Source organism: Vibrio ichthyoenteri ATCC 700023, assembly GCF_000222605.1.
Classification (GTDB): Bacteria; Pseudomonadota; Gammaproteobacteria; order Enterobacterales; family Vibrionaceae; genus Vibrio; species Vibrio ichthyoenteri.
The window spans coordinates 36268-58699 of the sequence record NZ_AFWF01000319.1 but is presented as its reverse complement, the minus strand read 5'-3'; the positions used below and the strand labels follow the sequence as shown (position 1 = coordinate 58699).

General features: G+C 45.8%; 19 protein-coding genes and 1 pseudogene. 4 read left to right on the top strand and 16 right to left on the bottom strand.

Annotated features, from left to right (window positions below):
* Positions 1 to 321 precede the first annotated feature (321 nt).
* The 13 genes from RH85_RS21250 to pilM all read right to left on the bottom strand — a co-directional run bounded on the left by RH85_RS21250 (position 322) and on the right by pilM (position 12443).
* A complete protein-coding gene (locus RH85_RS21250) occupies positions 322 to 900 on the bottom strand; it encodes an aminodeoxychorismate/anthranilate synthase component II (RefSeq protein WP_006714798.1) in 579 nt (192 codons plus the stop codon).
* Positions 901 to 1069: 169 nt separating this feature from the next.
* Positions 1070 to 2086 carry a tryptophan--tRNA ligase gene (trpS, locus tag RH85_RS21245; protein WP_006714797.1) on the bottom strand — a complete coding sequence of 339 codons (1017 nt, stop codon included), beginning with the start codon at positions 2084 to 2086 and terminating at the stop codon, positions 1070 to 1072.
* A gap of 113 nt (positions 2087 to 2199) precedes the next feature.
* Positions 2200 to 2880, bottom strand: coding sequence for a phosphoglycolate phosphatase (locus tag RH85_RS21240; RefSeq protein WP_006714796.1), 681 nt, complete (start codon positions 2878 to 2880; stop codon positions 2200 to 2202).
* A gap of 24 nt (positions 2881 to 2904) precedes the next feature.
* Entirely contained in the window at positions 2905 to 3576 is a 672-nt protein-coding gene (gene rpe, locus RH85_RS21235; protein WP_006714795.1) for a ribulose-phosphate 3-epimerase, read from the bottom strand.
* A 103-nt stretch (positions 3577 to 3679) separates the two neighbouring features.
* Entirely contained in the window at positions 3680 to 4534 is an 855-nt protein-coding gene (locus tag RH85_RS21230) for a Dam family site-specific DNA-(adenine-N6)-methyltransferase (RefSeq protein WP_006714794.1), read from the bottom strand.
* Positions 4535 to 4658: 124 nt separating this feature from the next.
* Positions 4659 to 6134 carry an SPOR domain-containing protein gene (locus RH85_RS21225; RefSeq protein ID WP_006714793.1) on the bottom strand — a complete coding sequence of 492 codons (1476 nt, stop codon included), beginning with the start codon at positions 6132 to 6134 and terminating at the stop codon, positions 4659 to 4661.
* A 72-nt stretch (positions 6135 to 6206) separates the two neighbouring features.
* Positions 6207 to 7310, bottom strand: a complete 1104-nt coding sequence (gene aroB / locus RH85_RS21220; RefSeq protein ID WP_006714792.1) for a 3-dehydroquinate synthase — start codon at positions 7308 to 7310, stop codon at positions 6207 to 6209.
* Between the two features lie 29 nt (positions 7311 to 7339).
* A complete protein-coding gene (gene aroK / locus RH85_RS21215) occupies positions 7340 to 7858 on the bottom strand; it encodes a shikimate kinase AroK (RefSeq protein WP_005597180.1) in 519 nt (172 codons plus the stop codon).
* A gap of 164 nt (positions 7859 to 8022) precedes the next feature.
* Positions 8023 to 9729 carry a type IV pilus secretin PilQ gene (locus RH85_RS21210; RefSeq protein ID WP_006714791.1) on the bottom strand — a complete coding sequence of 569 codons (1707 nt, stop codon included), beginning with the start codon at positions 9727 to 9729 and terminating at the stop codon, positions 8023 to 8025.
* Positions 9726 to 10277, bottom strand: coding sequence for a pilus assembly protein PilP (locus tag RH85_RS21205; protein WP_006714790.1), 552 nt, complete (start codon positions 10275 to 10277; stop codon positions 9726 to 9728). Before RH85_RS21205 ends, RH85_RS21210 begins: the two co-directional genes overlap by 4 nt.
* Positions 10267 to 10857 carry a type IV pilus inner membrane component PilO gene (locus tag RH85_RS21200; RefSeq protein WP_006714789.1) on the bottom strand — a complete coding sequence of 197 codons (591 nt, stop codon included), beginning with the start codon at positions 10855 to 10857 and terminating at the stop codon, positions 10267 to 10269. Before RH85_RS21200 ends, RH85_RS21205 begins: the two co-directional genes overlap by 11 nt.
* On the bottom strand, positions 10850 to 11431 hold the full coding sequence (locus RH85_RS21195; protein WP_006714788.1) for a PilN domain-containing protein: 582 nt from the start codon (positions 11429 to 11431) through the stop codon (positions 10850 to 10852). Before RH85_RS21195 ends, RH85_RS21200 begins: the two co-directional genes overlap by 8 nt.
* A complete protein-coding gene (pilM, locus tag RH85_RS21190) occupies positions 11424 to 12443 on the bottom strand; it encodes a type IV pilus assembly protein PilM (RefSeq protein ID WP_006714787.1) in 1020 nt (339 codons plus the stop codon). Before pilM ends, RH85_RS21195 begins: the two co-directional genes overlap by 8 nt.
* A 143-nt stretch (positions 12444 to 12586) precedes the next feature.
* Between pilM and RH85_RS21185 the strand changes: the two genes are divergently transcribed.
* Positions 12587 to 15133 (top strand): penicillin-binding protein 1A, encoded by a 2547-nt coding sequence (locus RH85_RS21185; protein ID WP_006714786.1) that lies wholly within the window; start codon positions 12587 to 12589, stop codon positions 15131 to 15133.
* Positions 15134 to 15232: 99 nt separating this feature from the next.
* Here RH85_RS21185 and oxyR read toward each other — a convergent pair whose 3' ends face one another.
* Positions 15233 to 16117 carry a DNA-binding transcriptional regulator OxyR gene (oxyR, locus tag RH85_RS21180; RefSeq protein ID WP_006714785.1) on the bottom strand — a complete coding sequence of 295 codons (885 nt, stop codon included), beginning with the start codon at positions 16115 to 16117 and terminating at the stop codon, positions 15233 to 15235.
* Positions 16118 to 16287: 170 nt separating this feature from the next.
* On the opposite strand from oxyR, the gene RH85_RS21175 reads away from it, so the two are divergent.
* The 3 genes from RH85_RS21175 to RH85_RS21165 all read left to right on the top strand — a co-directional run bounded on the left by RH85_RS21175 (position 16288) and on the right by RH85_RS21165 (position 19357).
* Positions 16288 to 17016 (top strand): redoxin family protein, encoded by a 729-nt coding sequence (locus tag RH85_RS21175; protein WP_006714784.1) that lies wholly within the window; start codon positions 16288 to 16290, stop codon positions 17014 to 17016.
* Positions 17017 to 17230: 214 nt separating this feature from the next.
* Positions 17231 to 18703, top strand: coding sequence for a dihydrolipoyl dehydrogenase (locus RH85_RS21170; protein ID WP_006714783.1), 1473 nt, complete (start codon positions 17231 to 17233; stop codon positions 18701 to 18703).
* A 405-nt stretch (positions 18704 to 19108) separates the two neighbouring features.
* Complete coding sequence (locus tag RH85_RS21165; RefSeq protein ID WP_006714781.1) at positions 19109 to 19357, top strand: DUF3624 domain-containing protein; 249 nt, start codon at positions 19109 to 19111, stop codon at positions 19355 to 19357.
* 326 nt (positions 19358 to 19683) lie between these two features.
* Here the strand turns inward: RH85_RS21165 and argH are convergent.
* Positions 19684 to 21051, bottom strand: a pseudogene (gene argH / locus RH85_RS21160) (argininosuccinate lyase); the annotation flags it as partial.
* Between the two features lie 132 nt (positions 21052 to 21183).
* Positions 21184 to 22401 carry an argininosuccinate synthase gene (locus RH85_RS21155; protein ID WP_006714779.1) on the bottom strand — a complete coding sequence of 406 codons (1218 nt, stop codon included), beginning with the start codon at positions 22399 to 22401 and terminating at the stop codon, positions 21184 to 21186.
* Positions 22402 to 22432: the final 31 nt, after the last annotated feature.

Here is a 22432-nt window from a genome sequence, read left to right as displayed (position 1 = left end):
GTATTTACATTTAATTAACCTTTTCAATAGTGGTTTATGCTTTTTGCTGTTATCGAGCATTAATAATCCTCACTATAGATGAGTATTTATGCACTACTAAGCCATAAGATTGAAGCGATTTATTATTATGATTGTTATAACAAGGGATTTAATGATGGTGATCGTTTGTGATGCTCAGCGCGGAAAAAGACCAAACGTTATAAACGCATAGTTTTGCAAACTAACTCGATCAGGAGCTAACCGAGATCAATGTTAAGAAAGGTGATCTAACTCCGCCTTTATCGGCAGAGAAAAATATGACGACCAAGAGATCAGAGAGGACTAACGAGCAAGAAAGTTGGCCAGCAATTGATGACCTTGTTCGGTTTTGATCGATTCAGGGTGAAATTGTACCGCATCAATTGGTAAGGTTTTATGCTGATAACCCATAATCTCATCCATGCTGCCATCTTCAAATTCAGTCCAAGCTGTCAATTCAAAACAATCGGGCAACGACGCTTCTTTAACCACTAATGAGTGATAACGCGTTACGGTGAGAGGATTATTTAAACCTTGAAACACACTGCGGCCAGTATGACGGATAGGCGATGTCTTACCATGCATCACTTGTCGAGCACGCACCACTTCAGCACCAAATACTTGAGCAATGGCTTGATGTCCAAGGCAAACACCTAAGATCGGTAACTTACCGGCAAAATGTTCAATTGCGGCCAATGAGATGCCCGCTTCATTCGGAGTGCATGGTCCCGGCGAAATCACCAGATGCGTTGGTTGCAGCTCTTCTATGCCCGCCAAATCAATTTTATCGTTTCGCACTACCTGCACTTCCGCGCCAAGCTCGCAAAAATATTGGTATAGGTTGTAGGTAAACGAATCGTAGTTATCGATGATCAGCAACATGACAGAAATACAGCTCTCCACTTCTTGGAGGCGTATTGTGCAATAGTGCGCCACAAAGGCAAAGTAAAACTTATCGTCTGCCGATAGACGACTGATATGGATCATATAAAAAAGGCCAGCATTCCGCTGGCCTTAAATATTAATTAATCAACTAACTTAATTGGCCCGCTTATGGGCGGGTAACAAAACCTACCGCTTCATAAACTTTCTTCAATGTCACGGCTGCGCGAGCTGAGGCTTTTTCTGCACCTTGCTTCATCACTTGATCCATATAAGCACGATCAGCGCGAATACGGTGGTATTCAGCTTGAATCGGCTCAAGCATTGTCACCAAAGCTTCACCCACATCTTTCTTAAATGGGCCGTACATTTCTACGCCTTGGTACTTCGCTTCAATCTCTGCGAAACTCATACCTGTTGCAGCCGAGTACAGACTCATCAAGTTTGAGATACCCGCTTTGTTTTCCCAATCGCTGGCAATACGTGGTGGCGTTTCAGCATCGGTTTGCGCTTTGTTGATCTTCTTGATGATCGACTTAGGCTCTTCAAGCAGAGTAATAACGTTCTTACGGTTATCATCTGATTTTGACATTTTCTTGGTCGCATCTTGTAGGCTCATTACACGTGCATTCACTTGTGGAATGTACGGTTCTGGCACTTGGAAGATTGGTGCTTCAGGGCAGTAAATATTGTTAAAACGCGTCGCAATATCACGAGCCAACTCAAGATGTTGCTTTTGGTCGTTGCCCACTGGTACTTGATGCGCACCATACAAAAGAATGTCTGCAGCCATTAAGACTGGGTAACCAAATAGGCCAGCATTGACGTCGTTCGCGTAGCGCGCTGACTTATCTTTAAACTGAGTCATACGGCTCAGTTCGCCCATTTGGGTATAGCAGTTAAGAAGCCAACCAAGTTGAGCGTGCTCTGGTACATGTGACTGAACAAATAGCGTGCTCTTCTGTGGGTCAACACCAACAGCAAGACAGATTGCTAATGCGTCTAACGTTGCTTCATGCAGAGCTTTCGGATCTTGACGAACCGTAATCGCATGCAGGTCAACCACGCAGTATTGGCAATCGTAATCATCTTGCATCTGTTGCCATTGACGTAGAGCACCCAAGTAGTTACCGATACTTAGTTCACCTGATGGTTGAACGCCACTCAATACGATGGGCTTGCTCATGGATGGATTCCTTTGAATTCTTGATAGATAAAATAGAAAACCGCCCAGCCTTAAGCTGGACGGTTTTCTCAGTGTACTCATTGATAAGTATTTTGAAAGATCTTTTGTTGCGCTTAAGCAGAAACAGCGATCACTTCGAGTAATTCTGCGATGTTATCCGCGACAAAATCTGGCTCTGAGACTGAAATAGCTTCACCGTGGTTATAGCCGTAAGTCAGGCCAAACGAATGACAACCGGCGTTTTTCGCCGCTAAGATGTCGTTTTTCGAATCACCAACCATCAGCATTTCATTCGCCGTGCAACCATGTTTTTCCATCAGCCAGTTAAGCGCGACTGGGTTTGGTTTACGCTCTGGGAAAGCATCACCACCCAACACATCACTGAAGTATTTGGCGATGTCATGTTTGGCCAAGACATCGGGCACAAACTTAGACGGTTTATTGGTGACCAATGCTAAGGTAAAGCCTGCTTGTTGCAGTTGGGCCAAAGTCTCTTTTACCGCAGGGTAAAGATGGCTAAGCTTGTGGCCACTCTTATCATAAAAATCATCAAACAATACTCGGCCTTCAGCTAAAAGCTCTGGGCTAAGTTCTGGGTTAATGGTGAGGCTTTGACTCAAAGCTCGGCCAATTAAGATATCGGCACCATTACCTACATAGTCTCGTACTTGCTCTTCACTCACCGACGCAAAACCAAGCGCTTGTACCGCTTGATCGGCGGCAACGGCAAGATCTGGCACACTGTCTAATAAGGTGCCATCAAGATCAAAGGCGATCAGTTTTAACTCTTTCAATGCTCTATCCTACTGCTGGCTCAATTACTTTGCTTTGGCTAATTCTGCGCGCATTTCATCGATCACTTGCTTGTAATCTGGCTGGCTGAAAATTGCAGAACCAGCAACAAACATATCTGCGCCCGCTTCTGCGATCTCACGAATGTTGTCAACTTTCACGCCGCCATCGATCTCTAGACGAATATCGCGACCAGATTCATCGATCATTTTGCGCACAGCGCGCAGTTTGTCGAGAGTATTTGGAATGAAGGATTGGCCACCAAAGCCTGGATTTACTGACATCAATAAGATCATATCAACCTTATCCATGATGTATTCAAGGTGTGCTAGTGGCGTTGCAGGGTTTAGCACCACGCCAGCTTTACAGCCGTGCTCTTTGATCAATTGTAGGGTGCGATCAACGTGATCAGACGCTTCAATATGGAAAGTGATCATGCTCGCGCCTGCTTTAGCAAAGTCAGGTACGATGCTATCAACCGGTTTCACCATTAGGTGTACATCGATTGGTGCAGTAATGCCGTAGTCACGTAGCGCTTTACACACTGGAGCACCAAAAGTCAGGTTTGGCACATAGTGGTTGTCCATAACATCGAAGTGCACAACATCAGCGCCGGCTGCGAGAACTTTATCTACGTCTTCACCAAGACGAGCAAAATCTGCAGACAGAATCGACGGAGCGATAAGGAAATCTTTCATACCTGACCTCTATAATAATTAGCATCATTGCGTAAATTTGGCGCAATTCTACCGAAGCGATCAGGCAGATGATAGAGGTATTAAAAGAAATGTGTGGTCGGGCTTATTCGCCGCTGCTTTCCGTATCCAGTTCGATATGGTTCTCAGCACGAAACAGAGCCAATAACTCATCGACTTTATTACGCCCTGCACCATTACGACTAATAGTACGTTTTACTTTGACTACATTCAGCTCAGCACCATGATACAAGCGACGAGTTAAAGTGGTGTCATGGTTTGAGATCAGAACTGGAATCCCGCGCTGTTTTGCCGCCATTTCAGCCACGTTGGCCAAGGCCGCTTGATCATCTAACGAGAAGCCATTGCCGGCGTACGAAGTGAAGTTAGCCGTGGTTGAAAGTGGTGCATACGGAGGATCACAGTAAACGACGCTGCCTTTGCGCGCACGTTTAAAGGTCTCTTGGTAGCCTTCACAAACAAAAGTGGCTTTCTTGGCTTTTTCGGCGAAAAACTCCAGCTCTTTCTCTGGGAAATAAGGTTTTTTATACGAACCAAACGGCACGTTGAAGCCGCCTTTTTTGTTGTAACGGCATAAGCCATTAAAACCAAAACGGTTCATATATAAGAAGGCAAGTGAGCGATACATCACGTCATCAGTTTGGTTAAACTGCGCGCGGACATCTAAGTAAAATTCTTTGCGGTTATTATCAGCAATAAACCAACGTTTGGCTTCGTTGATATAATCTTCTGGATTTTCTTTAAGAAGATTGTAGAGATTAATCAAGTCTGGGTTGATGTCCGCCAGCAAATATTGGTCATAATCGGTGTTCAAGAATACTGAACCCGCACCAACAAACGGTTCTACCAACTTGCGTGCTTCAGGCAGATGACGCTGAATATCTTCAACTAATCCGTATTTTCCACCAGCCCATTTAAGGAAGGCACGCTGCTTTTTCATTGACTGCTCTATTTATCAACCACAAATTAAGGGTGCGGAATGTAACATATTTCACGCCATACCCAAAGCGATTGGCGTACTCAATTCGGCTGAGTGAGCAGAAAGCGACTCAGCCTCTCTCGAACTAGTTGCTACGAGCAATTTCACGCTGAACTTGATTGAGCGATTTCGCCCAAGGACTCAGTTTTTGTAGCGCTTCAGGGAGTTGCACCACAGCATCACGCGCTAACTGGATCGTCGGAAAGTTGTCGTACGTGATGATATACCACTCAACGCCACTGCGCAGTGCTGGGTAGACATAGACTTTGTCGTCGAGATCGTAACGATTTAAAAAGTTCTGTGCTTCGGCTAAGTTATTCACCGCCGCTAACTGCAAAGTATAGCTACGAGGTGAAAAACTATTGAGCTCTTCTTTGGCAAAAGAAAAGGAAATTGTCGCCGGTTGCGTCGCTTCACTGACGATTGGAACTTCAGCGCGTGAATCATCAACCACTTGTTCAATATCGGTCGTATCCGCTTGCTCTGGTTCGTTTTCCAATAAAGCATCCACGACTTCTGAAGTGATCACCACTCGTTGAGAGTTATCTTCAATCACCCCCACACTTTCTGGCGTATCGACAACTTCAGGTGGCAACGCAGCTGAATCATCTTCTGCACCAGCAAACGCAGGATCGGCATTAAGATCTTGATTGGCTTGTTGTGACTGATTATCAACACTGTCAGTGGCTTCGCTCACTGCCGGTTGAGGTTGCTGTAGCGTCGGAATGGCCGTTTGCTCAATTTGTCCGGTAATTTTTTCAGCGGTTTCCCCTGGAGTTGGCTGACTCATCATCCACCAATAACCACCAGAAATCAGCAACAACAAAACCAGCACAACTAAAGCAATATTGAACGGTGAACCTACAATCGAGCGAACAATAATCCGTTTTTCCACTTTCTGTTCCCCTAACGCCATAATCAATCCCGGACGACGCGCTACAGTGCGATACGCGTTGCGCACCCGTCTTTCCATGTCATCTTCAACAAATCGAATCACCAGTTGCTCAAAGAAACGCCCGGCCTCTTGTGTGGTAAGCGGATCAATGTCCAAATCAACCGGTTGAAATTCTTGGCCTCGGCTTAAGCGAGTTAACACCGCATCTAACCGATTTGGCTCAGAAAATAGAATAACATTGAGGTTCCAACGACTTTGGCGCTGAGCTTGCAATGCCAATAGCCACAATTCAGAAACCAAGGTTTCACTCAACAAATGTGCATCATCAACCACAATGACAACATCACACGGTTCATGCGCCATACAGCGAGTAAAACTTTCCGCCAAGTTATCAGCAGGGTTGAATAACGGTTCAGACAAAAGCTGAGTCAATATCGTCGTACGATGCTGCTCATCATTTTGATTCGGGTGACACATCAACAAGGCTTGGTTTTTTTCGTCAGCCCAAGCTTCTAGGTAACGTTGGGCTAACCAAGTTTTACCTGCGCCACTTACGCCAGAAACACTGACAAAATTAGAGTTAAAATGAGTCAGTAGCTGTAAACGCTCTAATAACTCAATTTGACTATCTAGCTCCAGAACTCTGGATTGATGTGTAAAACTCATACCCTACCTAAACCGTTAGATCGATACTACTTTGCAATATTCTTGGCTCGAAGAGCGCTTCATGATGTCAAATTAGAGATCACGACCAAAATCGATAGCTTGCTTAATAATGGCTTCAGGTACCCCTTTGACCACATCAGCAGTGCCGATACTGGTTGGTAGCACTAATCGAAGCTCACCTGCGAGGACTTTTTTATCACGCATCATATGTTTGATAAAGTCATCAAACGACATGCTTTCCGGTGTATGTACTGGCAATTTCGCTTGCTTTAGTAACGTGATGATTCGCTCTAACTGCGCTTGGCTGATCAGCCCTTGCAATTGCGCTGTTTTCGCCGCCATCACCGTGCCTGATGATACCGCTTCACCATGCAGCCAATTACCATACCCCAGTTCTGCTTCGATCGCATGACCAAAAGTATGACCTAGATTCAGCAACGCACGAATTCCAGATTCTTTCTCATCTTGCGCGACAACTTCAGCTTTGATTTGACAACAACGGGCAATCGCATAACTCAGCGCTTGCTCATCTAAGGCGTACAGTTTATCGAGGTTTTCTTCCAACCAAGTGAAAAACGCATCATCGTAAATAATGCCGTATTTGATCACTTCCGCCATACCCGCGGCAAATTCACGTGCGGGCAAGGTAGCTAAACAATCCGTATCAATCACCACAGCTTTTGGCTGGTAAAAGGCACCGATCATATTCTTGCCTAATGGGTGGTTGACTGCGGTTTTACCACCGACAGAAGAATCTACCTGTGAAAGTAAGGTGGTTGGAATTTGAATGAAATCCACGCCTCGCTGGTAACAAGAAGCCGCAAAGCCGACTAAGTCACCAATCACTCCACCACCTAATGCAACGATCACCACATCTCGGCTGTAATTCCCTTCCAGCAGATAGCTCATTACGGTGTTGAATGTATCGAGAGTTTTGTATTGCTCACCATCCGGCAATTCAAGCAAAGAAGCTTGGCAACCTTGTTGTTCGAGCAAAGAGAGGATTTTATTGGCGTATAGCGGCGCTACCGTGACATTACTGATCACGACGACTTTGGGTTTTACCGAGCTATTCGCGTTTGAAAGAAAAGAAAGGTGGGCCGGATCATTAAACAATCCGGCACCAATTGAGATTGGATAGCTACGTTCATCTAAGCTGACCGTAATCCGTTCCATGGGATGCTCCAATTTGAGTTAAGTGGTTCTTAACTCTCTTCTAGCATTTTTACGATCTGATTGGCTACCACTTTTGCACTTTGATCATCCGTACGTACAGTGTAATCCGCAATTTCATCGTATAGTGGGTTACGTTCACCAGCTAACGCTTCTAGCACCTCACGAGGGCTGTCCGTTTGTAGCAGAGGACGTTTCTTGTCACGGTTTGTACGTGCAAGTTGTTTTTCAATAGTTGTTTCTAGGTAAACAACGATACCGCGAGCAGAAAGACGGTTACGGTTTTCTTTACTCATGATTGAACCACCACCTGTTGCAAGTACGATGCCTTGCTCTTCGGTTAGGTCATTAATCACTTTCTCTTCACGATCGCGGAAGCCAGCTTCGCCTTCTACGTCGAATACCCATGCGATATCGGCACCAGTGCGTTCTTCAATAACAGTATCTGAATCAACAAACTCCATATGAAGTTGTTGAGCAAGGTGTCTACCAATTGTACTTTTGCCGGCGCCCATTGGGCCAACAAGGAAAATATTGCGTTTCTCAGCCATGTTTAGCAGTAATTTACAACGTTAATTCAATGACATCGCCACAAGAAGGGCCAGGAAGTTCCTGACATTGAAGATGCTTGTGGCACCGATTCCTCACCGATAATTCGTGATAAGACCCGAAATTATCAGGGTAAGGAGGATCTATTGCAAATTTATTTTTCCAATTACTGCATAACAACTTTAGGAGTGACGAAAATTAGTAGCTCACTTTTGCCCATTCGCTGGTAGCTACGACGAAATAAAGAGCCCAAATATGGGATATCACCAAGCAATGGAACCTTGTCTACCGTATCGGTCACACTGTGTTGATAAATCCCCCCTAATACAACCGTCTCCCCATTCTCAACTAATACTTGTGTTCCAATACGTTGAGTATTAATTGACACCGCTTCACCTGTGCCTATTTTGACCACTTCCCCTGGCCTATCTTGGGTAACACTTAAATCCAAAATAAGATGATTATCCGGTGTGATTTGTGGCGTCACCTTCAAACTCAGCACCGCTTTTCTAAAAGAAACACTGCTGGCGCCACTTGAGGTCGATTCGAGATAAGGAATTTCCGTGCCTTGTTCAATGTAGGCAGGCTTTTTGTTGGTGGTGATCAAACGTGGACTCGAAATGACTTCCGCTTTTGATTCTCGCTGAAGTGCCGACAGTTCTAAATCTAACAACGTTGAAGAGCCGAGCTTAGCGACTTGAAAAGCAATACCGGAGGCATGGCCTGCTGAAGCGGCTAAATTAACATTCAAAAAGTCGTCAATATCATCGCCTGGTGACAATACGCCATCAGCAACTCGCTGATTGAAGTTGCCCTCATGACTGGCGCCGATAGTGCCGTCGCTGGAATTTAAACTCCATCGCACTCCAAGCTCATCCAAATTCCCTTCGTTGACCGTGACAATTCGTGCTTCGATCTGCACTTGTTTTACTGGAATATCCAATGAAGCCACCATCGTCCGTACCATATCGACATTCTTGGCAAGATCACGAATCAACAAGGCATTCGTCCGCTCATCAACGGTAATTGAACCTCGTGATGACAACATGCTTATCGCCCCCGAACCGCCAATCATCGCCGCGATCTCCCCAGCATTGGCAAAATGGATTTTAATGATTTCAGAATGAAGCTCTGTTAATTGCTCAGCTATGCGCGCATTCTCTAACCGCTGCTTCTCTCGTTGCTCAAACTCCGCTTTCGGCGCCACTAGCACCACATTACCTTCTACCCGCTTATCCAGCCCCTTGACCTGCAAGATAATATCCAACACTTGTGGCCAAGGTACTCCCTCTAACCGCAAGGTGAGATTGCCACTGACGGCATCAGAAACCACCAAGTTAAAATCGTTATAGTCAGCGATTAACTGCAGAACATGCCGCACTGAGATGTCTTGGAAGTTAATCGAAATCTCATTGTCTGTGGATTGATTTAGCACGCTCAGCGCATTCTGTTCTTGGCTGTCGACGCCACTCACTAATAACTCTAAAATATTACCCTTGAGATCATGCTGATAACGAAAGCGACCTTTAATGTTAATGAGTAATCGAACACGGTCACCGAGTCGAAAAACTTCAATCGTCTGCACATTGGTAGCAAAGTCTTGAACATCAAATACCGACAACAACGACTCATCAACCTCAGTTGCAAATAACTCCATTACCAAGCCTTGCTCAGTGCTTTGGATATCCACTGCCAGTTGTTCGTGGCTCAGTTCTAATACCACCTTACCGCTCTGATTTTCGTCCATACGAAAATCTACCGCCAACAATTGATTGCTCACCGTCCCAGCAAGGCTTTGCGTACTCAATATCATGCAGAGCATGACCATCCACTTCAGCAAATTCCGCAAGGTGCTCTGTCTTCCTTTGATCATTCTATGCTCCCAATCTCTGCCGCAGCTGCGCTCAACGTAATTTTGATATCTCGCCGCTTCCAACAGCCCAATCCATCGGGCAACGTTTCTTCAATTTGAACGTATTCAGGTGTAACTTGCGTTACTCGCCCTTGATTCAAGCCGACAAAGTGGCCTTCCTCTACGCTCACAACCTGACCACTGGGAACTTGCAATAAAGCCGTATGCCGATTAGCACGGCTCATTACCCCTTTAACATTGAGATGATTTAATGGATAACGCTCAAGCGTTCCTTGCCCATTTCGCTGTTGTGGCTGCCAACAATCTTTTGTAACTAAAGATCCGGCATCGTTCACTGCAGCTGGCAAGGAAAAAGGACTGCGCAGGGATTGCGCGCGATAAATCTCAACCATAGGCAACCCCTCATTTTGCAGGATTATGTTTTTATCAGCGCTTTGCGCCTGAAGTTGAATAATGGGCAGTTCATATTCCAATGGTGTTTGCTCAGCTCGACACCCAAGCAGTACGCTACTAATTAGCAGAGATCGTAAGGGCAAATTAATCGTCATACGTCTCCTTTGATGGCAACTGATAGGTAAAGGCTCGTGCTTGAAAATGCAGGATTTGACTGGCGGGATTGATGCGTTGCCAACGCACATCGACCAAGTTAATCATTGGCGACAATGAGGCTATCGCCTGAGTAAAAGCACCGATATCATGAAAACGCCCGCTAAGCTCAATATTGAGCGGTAAACGATGAACGTGGTTTTGCGTCTCTTGTTGCCCCCAATCAATACGACTGAATGTTAGATTGTGCTTCAAGCCTTGCTCATTAACGGACGCGAGCAACATTGCCAATTCAGGTGCCGGTGACAGAGGAAGAGAAAGCTGCTGGTAGCGCCGCGACAAGCTATCTCGCTGAAACAGCACTTGTGATGAGTTCGCTAACTGACTGGTTTTAATTTGAATACTTTGTTTGATGCCCAGCTCTTGCTGCTTAAGTTGCTCTAACTGCCCCAACTCCGGCTTGAGATACCACCAATAACCGATTATTTGTAACAGCAACAATATCAGAGCCAACACGCGCAATTGAGCAAGCCAAGGCCACTGAGCTAACTCTTCAAGATTCCACTCGCGATATTCAATCATTGTGCCCTCCCGCGGTTGTCAGGACAGCATTGGGGTGAAAATAAAACGACAGATTAAAACGATGAAAAGTTTGACCAAACCTCGGCTTATCATGCTCGATAGAGTGCATCTCGACCTGACTCAATTCGCTCGCATGCTCTAATTTATCCAGCATGGTAGCCAATCGAGAAGTCGTAACGCCAATCCCTTGCAGGGCGACATGGCCGCGATTCATCGTCACCACATCAAGGTAGACACCTTGCGGAATCCAAATTGGCAGACGATTCATCAACTGCGTGGCTTTACTACGCTCAAGTTGTAACTGCTCAATCTCGGCTAATCGAGTCCGTAGCGATTGATTTTGCTCTTCAATACGTTGCCGCAGGCTCAATTGCGCATCCAATTGCTCGCTATGTGTATGCAGATAATCCACACGCGCTTGCTGCTCAAGTTGCTGGTTTTCAATCAAGAGACCCAATGAAGATTGAATCATGCCGGTGAAGATGGCACAGGCGACTAACAAAGCAATCAATCGCCAACGATGATAACGACGCTGCGCTTCACGCCATGGCAGAAGATTAATGCGATTAAGCATGCTCTTTCTCCAGCCAATCGCAGCCCAGTAGCGCTAACCCCAATGCAGCAGAAAAACGATCGCTTTCCAGAAGGGTCTCCTTCCCATCAGCCTGTTTATTTGATGAACGCCCCATTTCGATTAACTTAAATGGCTCCAGAGGCTGACACTTTACTTGCATGCGACGAGACAGCTCTAACGACAAAATAGGCAAGCTTGCACCACCTCCGGTCAGCCAAATACCCGCTAAATGGTCCAACCCCATGGATTCAAGCAGTGGTAAGTGACGCGCAATTCGCTCCGCCAAATCAGCGCTAAAAACCTTCATGGCGGCATTGTTGGCGTTCCCATTAGTAAGCTTACCTTGCGGCTTCTCTGTGGTGTTCACCAAGCCGATGGGGAGAACTTTGCTAAACGGCAACGCATTGGCAAAATCCATCACCATCAAACAGCGCTGATGTCCAACATCAAGCAACAACCAATTAGCGCGCTTTGTTTGTTGGGATGCCACTTGCCATAAACGCACTAAACTGTGGGAATGCAACTCAAACAACAGTGGACGAAACCCCGCCCCGCGACAGATCTGCATCCGGTTTTCAACCAGCTCTCTTTTTGTTGCGTACACTTGTATCAACCGCGAGGAATCAGATTGGTTTTCGTGAGCCAATTGGCAATAGTCGAGGGAGAGCTCGTCAAGTTCAAAAGGAGACTGATGAGAAAAGGCCTCGATGATGGCATAATCTCTTTCTTGAGGGGATAAACCGTTATCAATATGCAGTTGCTTAGCGATGACAGAATTGTCCGGCAGCGATAATGCAACTTTATGACTAAAAAGCGGTAAAGACTTCCTTAGTTGTTTTAGTTTATTTACAATTTCCTGATAACTTAACAGGTGGTTATCGGTGAAAATACTCTCCTCAACGATCAACTCTCTATATGCGGAGAGTGTGAGAGTACCTTTTACTGGCTTGAGAACGACGGCTTTTATGCTGTAGTGACCGATATCAATGCCAGTGATAAATGAAAAACTCATTTCGCTGTGCTCCAAGTGTCGGTTCAATTTGCGTAAACAGCATATGCACCGACACTTGGAGCACAAAATAAACGCAAGCTAAATAGTTAGCTAAGGTTACTAGGCAAAGGGCCTAGTTAGCCCAATCAATCAGGGAATATCCGGTGAAGTTCATAAAGCGATTGCTCATTTTCACATTGGTTTGCATGATTCTTGGAGTAGGAACAATTTTCGGTTTCTACCTTTACGTAAAGCCAGAGCTACCAGATGTAGCGACTTTACGAGATGTGAAACTGCAAACACCAATGCAAGTGTACAGTCAAGACGGCAAGCTGATTTCTCAGTTTGGTGAAAAACGTCGTATCCCTGTCAAATACGATGAGATCCCACCACATTTAGTTGAAGCGCTCATTGCAACCGAAGATAGCCGTTTTTACGACCATCCCGGCATTGACCCAATTGGTATTACTCGTGCGGCAATCGTCGTTGCGATATCAGGCTCAGCAAAACAAGGGGCGAGTACTATTACTCAGCAGCTTGCGCGTAACTTCTTCTTATCTAATGAGAAGAAAATCATGCGTAAGATTAAAGAAATCTTTATCGCGATTCACATTGAACAGCTCCTGAGCAAACAAGAAATCATGGAACTGTACGTAAACAAGATTTTCTTGGGCCACCGCTCATACGGTTTCGGTGCCGCTGCACGTGTTTATTTTGGTAAAGATCTGAAAGATCTTACCCTAAGTGAAATTGCCACGCTTGCAGGTATGCCAAAAGCGCCATCAACCATGAACCCAATTTATTCCGTTGAACGTGCCACCAACCGCCGAAATGTGGTTCTGATGCGTATGCTGGAAGAAAAATACATCACTCAGCAAGAGTATGACCAAGCACGCTCAGAAACGATCCTATCGCGCTATCATGGTGCTGAAATTGAGCTAAGCGCGCCTTACGTGGCCGAACTTGCCCGCGCTTGGATGGTTGAACGTTATGGTGAAGAGGCTTACACCTCGGGCATGAATGTCTACACCACTGTTAACTCAAAACTACAAAACGCCGCAAACCGCGCTGCGATCAACAACCTATTCTCTTACGATGAGCGTCACGGTTACCGTGGTGCCGAAAAAGTATTGTGGAAGGAAAATGCGGCCCCAATGTCATTGGCCGAGATTGAAAAAACACTGAAAAACGTACCAACCTACGGCGAGCTCATCCCTGCTGTAGTGACCAAAGTTGATGGCAAAACCGCTAACGTTATTATCAAACGTGAAGGCGAAGCCACTCTAACTTGGGATGGACTAAAGTGGGCACGTCAATTCCGCAATGATGAACGCCAAGGATCTGCGCCAAGTAAAGCCAGCGATATTCTGGCTGCGGGTGAACAGATTTGGGTACGTGAAATTTCAACCCAACAAGAAAAAGGCGATGTGATTTACCATTGGCAATTGAGCCAAGTACCTAACGCCAACACCGCTTTCATTGCCATGAACCCAGAAGATGGCGCAGTGCTGTCGCTAGTCGGTGGTTTTAACTTTGTGCATAACAAATTTAACCGCGCCACCATGTCAGTGCGCCAGGTTGGTTCAAGTATCAAACCATTCATCTATTCAGCGGCTATCGATAAAGGTCTAACCCTAGCAACGCTGATCAACGATGCACCAATCAACCAATGGGATAAGAGCCAAGGTACAGCATGGCGTCCAAAAAACTCGCCACCAACCTATGTTGGCCCAACTCGTCTGCGTGTTGGTTTAGCGCAATCGAAAAACGTTATGGCGGTACGTGTTCTACGTGAAGTTGGCTTAGATGAAACTCGCCAATACCTTACTCGCTTTGGCTTCGATATTAATGAAGTGCCACGTTCAGAAACCATCGCACTTGGCGCTGGCAGCTTGACGCCAATGAAAATGGCGCAAGGCTATTCCGTATTTGCCAATGGGGGTTACTACGTTGAACCCTTCTATATTGACCATATTGAAGGTCCATATGGCGACATGGAGTACCGCGCGACGCCAAAACAAATTTGTCAGCAAGATTGCCCATCGCTGGATAGCACAACGAATGATTTCAACGAGCAAGACATTGCGATTGAAACTGACGTAGATACAGCGAGCGATAGCGACCAATCACAAACACCGCAATACGCACCACAGGTGATCTCTGAGCAATCAGCCTTCCTTGTGCGTGAAATGATGTACAGCAACATTTGGGGTGGTGGTAACTGGCGTGAAGGTACTGGCTGGAACGGTACCGGTTGGCGAGGCCAAAAACTAGAACGTCGTGATATTGGTGGTAAAACCGGTACGACGAACGATTCAAAAGATGCATGGTATAACGGCTACGGTCCTGGTGTGGTAGCAGTGGCTTGGGTTGGCTTTGATGATCACAGCCGCAAACTAGGCCGTACCACTCGTAACAGTAACCTAGGTAAAGATCAGATCACTGGCGCAGAGGCTGGTGCTAAAACGGCGCAGCCAGCATGGATCGACTTTATGCGTACCGCTTTGTCACTCGCACCTGAAACAGAAAAAGCGATTCCAGAAGGGATTGTACGTATTCGTATTGACCGTGATTCAGGGTTGCTGACCAACAAGTTTGACGGCAGTTCAATGTTTGAATACTTCCGTGAAGGCCACCAGCCTACTGAGTATGTATCAGAAGAACTGACCGATACGATCTACACCAGTGAAGAAAGCGAAACCTTGTTTTAACCAAGGCTCCTTCTGTCAAAGGTAATAAAAAAGAGGCTAACGAAAATTCGTTAGCCTCTTTTTTTTATTCTTATTAGCCTATCGGCGACAACCAAGCACTCAGCACAGTTTGGCTTTAATCGTTTCAGCCAGCTGTTCAAAGCGGGCTCTAAACGGCGAACCAGCACGATAAGCAACGACAATACTACGTGTTGGTTCTGGATTCACTGCGCGCACATAACAGACACCATCTTTTTGTCTCTCTTTCGGAATGGCGAGTTGCGGCAATAAGGTAATCCCCCCACCTGCAGCCACCATATTGCGCAGCGTTTCTAGACTGGTTGCTTTAAAGCGCTCGTCATCTTTCGCGCCGGCGGCAAAACAGAAACCCAACGCTTGATCACGCAAGCAGTGCCCATCGCCAAGCGCTAACACTGTCCGTCCATTGAGCTCCAACATATCGACTTCATCAAGCTGTGCCCATTCATGGTCACATGGCACTGCCACACTTAATGGTTCATTATAGATTTCTATCTCTTTGAACTGGGCGGTTTCGGCCACCGAAGCCAACACCAAGCAATCAAGCTTGCCATCTTCCAGTTGATGAACCAGTTGCTGAGTTTGCGCTTCATATAGATAGAGTTCGAGTTCTGGGAACTGTTCTTTTAGAGTCGGAACAATGCGTGGCAGGATGTATGGCCCAACCGTCGGAATAAAACCAATATGCATCGGCCCTGTCATCGCGCCACTTTGATCGCTGGCCATATCACGAAATAATTTTATTTCACTGAGAATCTTTTTCGCTTGTTCAACCAATTGTAATCCCGCATCTGTGAACAATACACGGCGGCTGCTACGCTCAAGTAGGGTTGTACCTAACTCATCTTCTAACTTACGAATTTGGCCGCTTAACGTCGGCTGGCTTACATAACAAGCCTCTGCCGCCTTGCGAAAATGCTTGTGTTCAGCCAATGCAACAAGGTACTCAAAATCACGAATATTCATAGCCCAAATCCCAAATAAATATTTTCAATAGGAATTAACTATCAAAACCATAGCATCAAACGATTAGAGCTATCAAAATTTTTTTATAATAATGGGCTCAACAAAACGAAACAGAGCGGCAAAAAAGATTAAGCTCTGAACCGAATTATCCAATTATTAAGGAAACAATTATGTTTGCATCTAAAGAAGGTCAAGCGGTACCACAAGTTACTTTCCCAACTCGCCAAGGTGACGCATGGGTTAACGTAACCACTGACGAACTATTCAAAAACAAAACGGTAATCGTATTTAGCTTACCAGGTGCATTTACACCAACGTGTTCTTCAAGCCACTTACCTCGTTACAACGAGCTTTACTCTGTATTCAAAGACAACGGCGTAGATGACATTCTATGTGTATCAGTAAACGACACGTTTGTAATGAACGCATGGAAAGCAGACCAAGAAGCTGAAAACATCACTTTCATCCCAGATGGTAATGGCGATTTCACTGACGGCATGGGTATGCTAGTTGATAAAAATGACCTAGGTTTTGGTAAACGTTCATGGCGCTACAGCATGCTGGTTAAAAACGGCGTGGTAGAAAAAATGTTCATCGAAGAAGACGTACCAGGTGACCCGTTCAAGGTTTCTGATGCAGACACCATGCTGAACTACCTTGCTCCTGAGCACAAAGAACAAGAGTCAATCACAGTATTTACTAAACCTGGCTGTCCTTTCTGTATGAAAGCGAAACAGAACCTGATTGATAAAGGTCTGAACTATGAAGAAGTGGTACTGGGTAAAGATGCAACAACAGTAAGTCTACGTGCTATCTCTGGTCGCACAACGGTTCCTCAAGTCTTCATCGGTGGTAAACACATCGGTGGTAGCGAAGAGCTAGAAACATACCTAGGCTAATCTCTTAGTCTGATAGGCCAATCATCACCCGCGATGATTGGCCTATCATTATCCCAGACCTCAATGGTCTGGGATTTACTCCCAAAAAACCTGAATTCCAATCTAGATAAGTAGCAATCCTTATCGAAGGGTCTCTATTTATCTAGATTTTATGAAATAAATTTCTTTCTTATCGGTTCAACTATCGGTGAGGAACAAAAAGCGAGAATCCATTATGAAACAATTAATTGTTGATGTAGCCGTGATTGGTGGTGGTACTGCAGGCCTTGGCGCTTACCGCGCAGCAAAAGCGCATACTGACAGCGTAGTGATGATTGAAGGTGGTCCTTACGGTACAACTTGTGCACGCGTAGGCTGTATGCCATCAAAACTGCTGATTGCCGCAGCGGAAAGTGTACACCAAATTGAAAAAGCACCAGGTTTTGGTGTTCATCCTCAGGGTGAGATCGTCATCAATGGTCGTGAAGTAATGGATCGAGTAAAACGCGAGCGTGACCGCTTTGTTGGTTTTGTACTTGAAGGGGTAGATGAAATCCCTGCAGAAGATAAAGTCGCAGGCTTTGCTAAATTTATTGATAACAACACCTTGATCGTGGATGACCATACCACCATCAAAGCAGAGCGCATTGTGATCGCGACCGGCTCTCGCCCTGCCTATCCTGCCGTTTGGAATGAACTTGGCGATCGCCTAGTGATTAACGACGACGTATTTGATTGGGATGATCTGCCAGAATCAGTGGCGGTATTTGGCCCTGGCGTGATCGGTCTTGAACTGGGCCAAGCGCTGCACCGCTTAGGCGTAAAAGTGAAAGTATTTGGCCTTGGTGGCCAAGTCGGTCCTCTGACTGACCCAGAGGTAATGGCTTACGCAACTAAAGCGTTCCAAGAAGAATTCTATCTTGATCCTGACGTGAAAGTAGAAAGCATGAAGCGCATTGCTGCAACCAACGAAGGTGAAGTAGACAAGGTTGAAATTCAATTTATCAATCATGCTGGCGAGTTAGAAACCTTCATCGTTGACTATGTGTTGGCCGCAACCGGACGTCGTCCGAATGTGGATAAACTAGACATTGAAAATACCTCGCTTGAGTTAGATGCTCGTGGCGTACCGACCGCTGATTACTACACGCTGCAAACGTCAGTAAAGAGCATTTTTATTGCCGGTGACGCAAGCAACCAGATTCCGTTGCTGCATGAAGCTGCTGACCAAGCACGTATCGCTGGTGATAATGCCGGCCGCTTCCCTGATATGCGTGCAGGTCTGCGTCGCTCGGTGATTTCAGCGGTATTCTCTGACCCGCAAATTGCGATGGTTGGTGAAACACGTAAACAAATTGAAACTCGCTTAGGCACTTGTGGTTGTTTCGCTATTGGTGAAGTGTCATTTGAAAACCAAGGCCGCTCACGCGTTATGCTGCGTAACAAAGGTTTGCTGCATGTCTATGGTGAACAAGGTACTGGCCGCTTCCTTGGTGCTGAGATGATGGGACCAAATGCCGAGCACTTAGCGCACCTATTAGCTTGGGCGCACCAGAACAAAATGACGGTATCAGAAATGCTCGACATGCCTTTCTACCACCCAGTGATTGAAGAAGGGGTTCGTACTGCACTACGTGACCTCAACGCGAAACTAAACCTGGGTCCAGAAATGATCAAACACTGCCTAGATTGTGGACCTGGTTGTTAATCACCCCCGTTCACAACAGAATATCGGGAATAGAAAAAGCCTCGCAATTGCGAGGCTTTTTTTGATCTAACATCAATATTCGAAGATCAATGCATGGCATGCAAACTTGCTAGGACAATTGCCGTTGCCCCAATCACAAACCAACTTGAACCCATCACTAAGGCAGCTTTTAGCTCTGTACTCACTTTACTTCTCCTTACCTTGTCTCACCGAATAGCGAGCAAAGTTTGTTTTGATTATTTTTACAGCAGTAAAGGTACACTAATGACGTGCTACGAATTTCTCACCAAGATTACTTTTCATTTTTGATCATCACTGCATTGCATAAGCTGTGATTAGTCAAAAATGACAAGTTAGGATTACAATAGCGCACTCCCCTTTTGATTTCGTAGGCGCTCAACCTCTATGGCTTGCTCATACTGCCAACAAAACTGGTTTTGGAAAAAAATTGGCCGCTGCATGCGCTGTGTTTACCAATTAACAGGGCTGTCGATCATCGCTAGCGTAATCTGGTGGCTAGCATTTAGAGATACGCCCAAAAGCATCGAATCTATCGCGTTGCTTACCGCCATCGTTGCCTTTAGTGGTTTATTGATTCTGCATTTGTGGATGCGTTGGGTGGTCATTCCTTTGCAATCGAACAAAAGAAAATAGTCCCCCCAAAACTAATTGGAATCACAGCTAGGCAATCAAGTGAGAAAAGCCTCTGAGCATAGATCGACTATGTGATGAAGTTTTCGAATGCAGGTTAACAATGCAGATTAACAACGCTGTGGCTTCAATTAGGCAGGGGAGAAAGAAAAAAGCCCCGAAATCAATACTAGACTTCGGGGCTCTCTTAGATTCATCTAAGAAAAAGCAGTGGTATTCATATAGACCGAGCCTTTTCTAGATGGTTCAATTTTTTATCGATCTTTTTTGATCTTTTTTCCAATCAAAACAAAATCAATACTTTACATGATAAAACCTGTCGATTATTTCAAGCGTGCCTGCGCTTGCTCTACGGCAAAAGCTACTTGCTCTGGAGCGACACCGCCGAGCGCATTACGCTTCGCTAAACAAGACTCAATCGTCAGGATGGCGTAGACATCTTCTTCGATCACTGGAGAGAACGCTTTTAGCTCTGCCAAAGATAACTCTTCCAATGCGCTGCCTTTTTCAATCGCTCCCACTACAGCGACACCGACAATATGGTGCGCTTCACGGAAAGGAATGCCTTTGGCAACCAGGTAATCCGCCAATTCTGTTGCATTGGCATAACCTTGCTGTGCCGCCTCCAAGGTGCGCTCAGCATTTACTTTAATACCGTCAAAACACAGTGCTGCCATAACGGTGCAGTCAAACCAAGTATCGAGCGCATCAAACAGCCCTTCTTTGTCTTCTTGCATGTCTTTGTTGTAAGCCAGTGGCAACGCTTTAACGGTCATCATCATGCCTGCGAGAGAGCCATAGACACGACCCGTCTTACCGCGAATAAGCTCGAGTGCATCTGGATTTTTCTTTTGCGGCATTAACGATGAACCGGATGTCACGGTATCGGCTAATTCAATAAAGTTCGCTTCGCCAGAGTTATAGAAAATCATATCTTCGGCAAGGCGAGAAAGATGCAGCATCGAGATCGAAGCCACTGACATCAGTTCTAATACATGGTCACGATCAGAAACCGAATCTAACGAGTTACGGGTCGCACGGCTAAAACCAAGGTTATGTGCAATTTGCTCACGATCCATTGGGTAAGCCGTACCGGCAAGTGCGCCTGAACCCAGTGGACAAGTATTTAAACGTGCAGCGGCATCTTGAAGACGCGAATGGTCACGCTCAAACATTTCTACATACGCCAAACACCAATGTGCAAACGTCACCGGCTGAGCACGCTGCAGGTGTGTATAACCAGGCAGTACGGTACTTTGGTGTGCCTGCGCAACCTTAACCATTTGCTGTTGCAGCTGCTCTAGAGCACTGAGCAGTACTTCTGCTTGCTCACGGCACCAGAGTTTCAGATCAGTGGCGACCTGATCGTTACGCGAACGACCGGTATGCAATTTTTTCCCTAAGTCGCCCACTTTAGCAATCAGCTGCTGCTCCACCCATGAGTGAATATCTTCTGCATCTGAGGCTAAAATTTGTTTCGGGTTGTCTTCGACGCTCGCCTTAAGCTCAGTTAGAGCTTGTTCTAATTGCTGTTGTTCTTGCTGAGAAAGGACATTCACGGTTACCAGCGCTTTTGACCATGCGATAGAACCGACAATGTCTTGCACGGCTAAGCGGTAATCAAAACGAAGTGAATCGTTGAAATCTTTAAAACGGGTATCTGCTGCTTGGGTAAATCTACCGCCCCATAATGCCATTGCATCTCTCCTGATAGTCAAAGGATCTAACCAAAGCAATGGCTAGATCCAAATTAGGCAACTCGGACTCCGCCGAGCTTATGACAATCTGACGGTAAAGAGTTTACTCGTCAGATTGGTGATTACTCACTCTTATTTTTTGTTCGCCGCGTTTAGCGCTCTGATTCTGCTTGATAGCGAGTAGAGACGAATAAAGCCGCCAGCATGGCTTTGGTCGTAAACTTCATCGGCACCGAAGGTTGCAAACTCTTCATTGTAAAGACTGTTGTCTGAACGCTTCTGAGTCACAATCGCTTGGCCTTTATAAAGCTTCACCACCACTTCACCGTTTACGTCCTGCGCAAGCTCTTCTGCTGCGGCTAGAATCGATTTGCATAGCGGTGTAAACCAACGACCATCGTATACAAGATGCGATGCTTTTACACCCAATTCTTCACGGAATTCGAATGAGGTTTTGTCCAACACAAGTTGCTCTACCGCACGCAATGCTTCCATGATAATGGTGCCACCCGGAGTTTCGTAACAACCACGAGACTTCATACCTACTAGACGGTTTTCCACGATATCAATACGACCAACACCGTGTTTCGCGCCTTTATCGTTAAGGTAAACTAGCGCGTTGTATGGGGTCATGGCTTCGCCATCAACCGCAATCACTTCACCTTTTTCTACTTTCAAGCTGACGTATTCAGCTTCGTTCGGCGCTTGCTCAGGATCGGTTGTCCAAGCCCAGCAATCCTCATTAGTCGCGTTCCATGTGTCTTCTAATACACCGCCTTCGGTTGAAAGGTGCCATGCGTTAGCATCACGTGAATAAATCTTCGTGATTGAAGCAGAACAAGGGATGTTACGCGCTTCAAGGTAATCAAGACACTCTTCACGACTGACAAGATCCCACTCACGCCAAGGCGCAATCACAGCCAAATCTGGGGCAAGCGCAGCAAAGGCACCTTCAAAACGGATTTGGTCGTTACCTTTACCTGTACAACCGTGACACAAAGCGTCTGCGCCAACTTTACGTGCAATTTCAACCTGTGCTTTAGCGATAATTGGACGCGCCATTGACGTGCCTAACAGGTATTTACCTTCGTAGCAGGCACCTGTTTTTAGCGTTGGGTAGATGTAGTCAGCCACCATCTCTTCTTTGAGGTCAACCACGTAACACTCTGATGCACCTGACGCGATCGCTTTAGCTTCAATCCCTTCAAGCTCATAAAAGCCTTGGCCAACATCGGCGACAAAGGCCACCACTTCACAGTCATAATTTTCTTTTAGCCATGGGATGATCACCGAGGTATCTAGACCACCAGAATAGGCAACTACTACTTTATTTACGTTTACTTTGCTCATGTTCAACTCTCCAAGCCTAAGCAGCATCCTG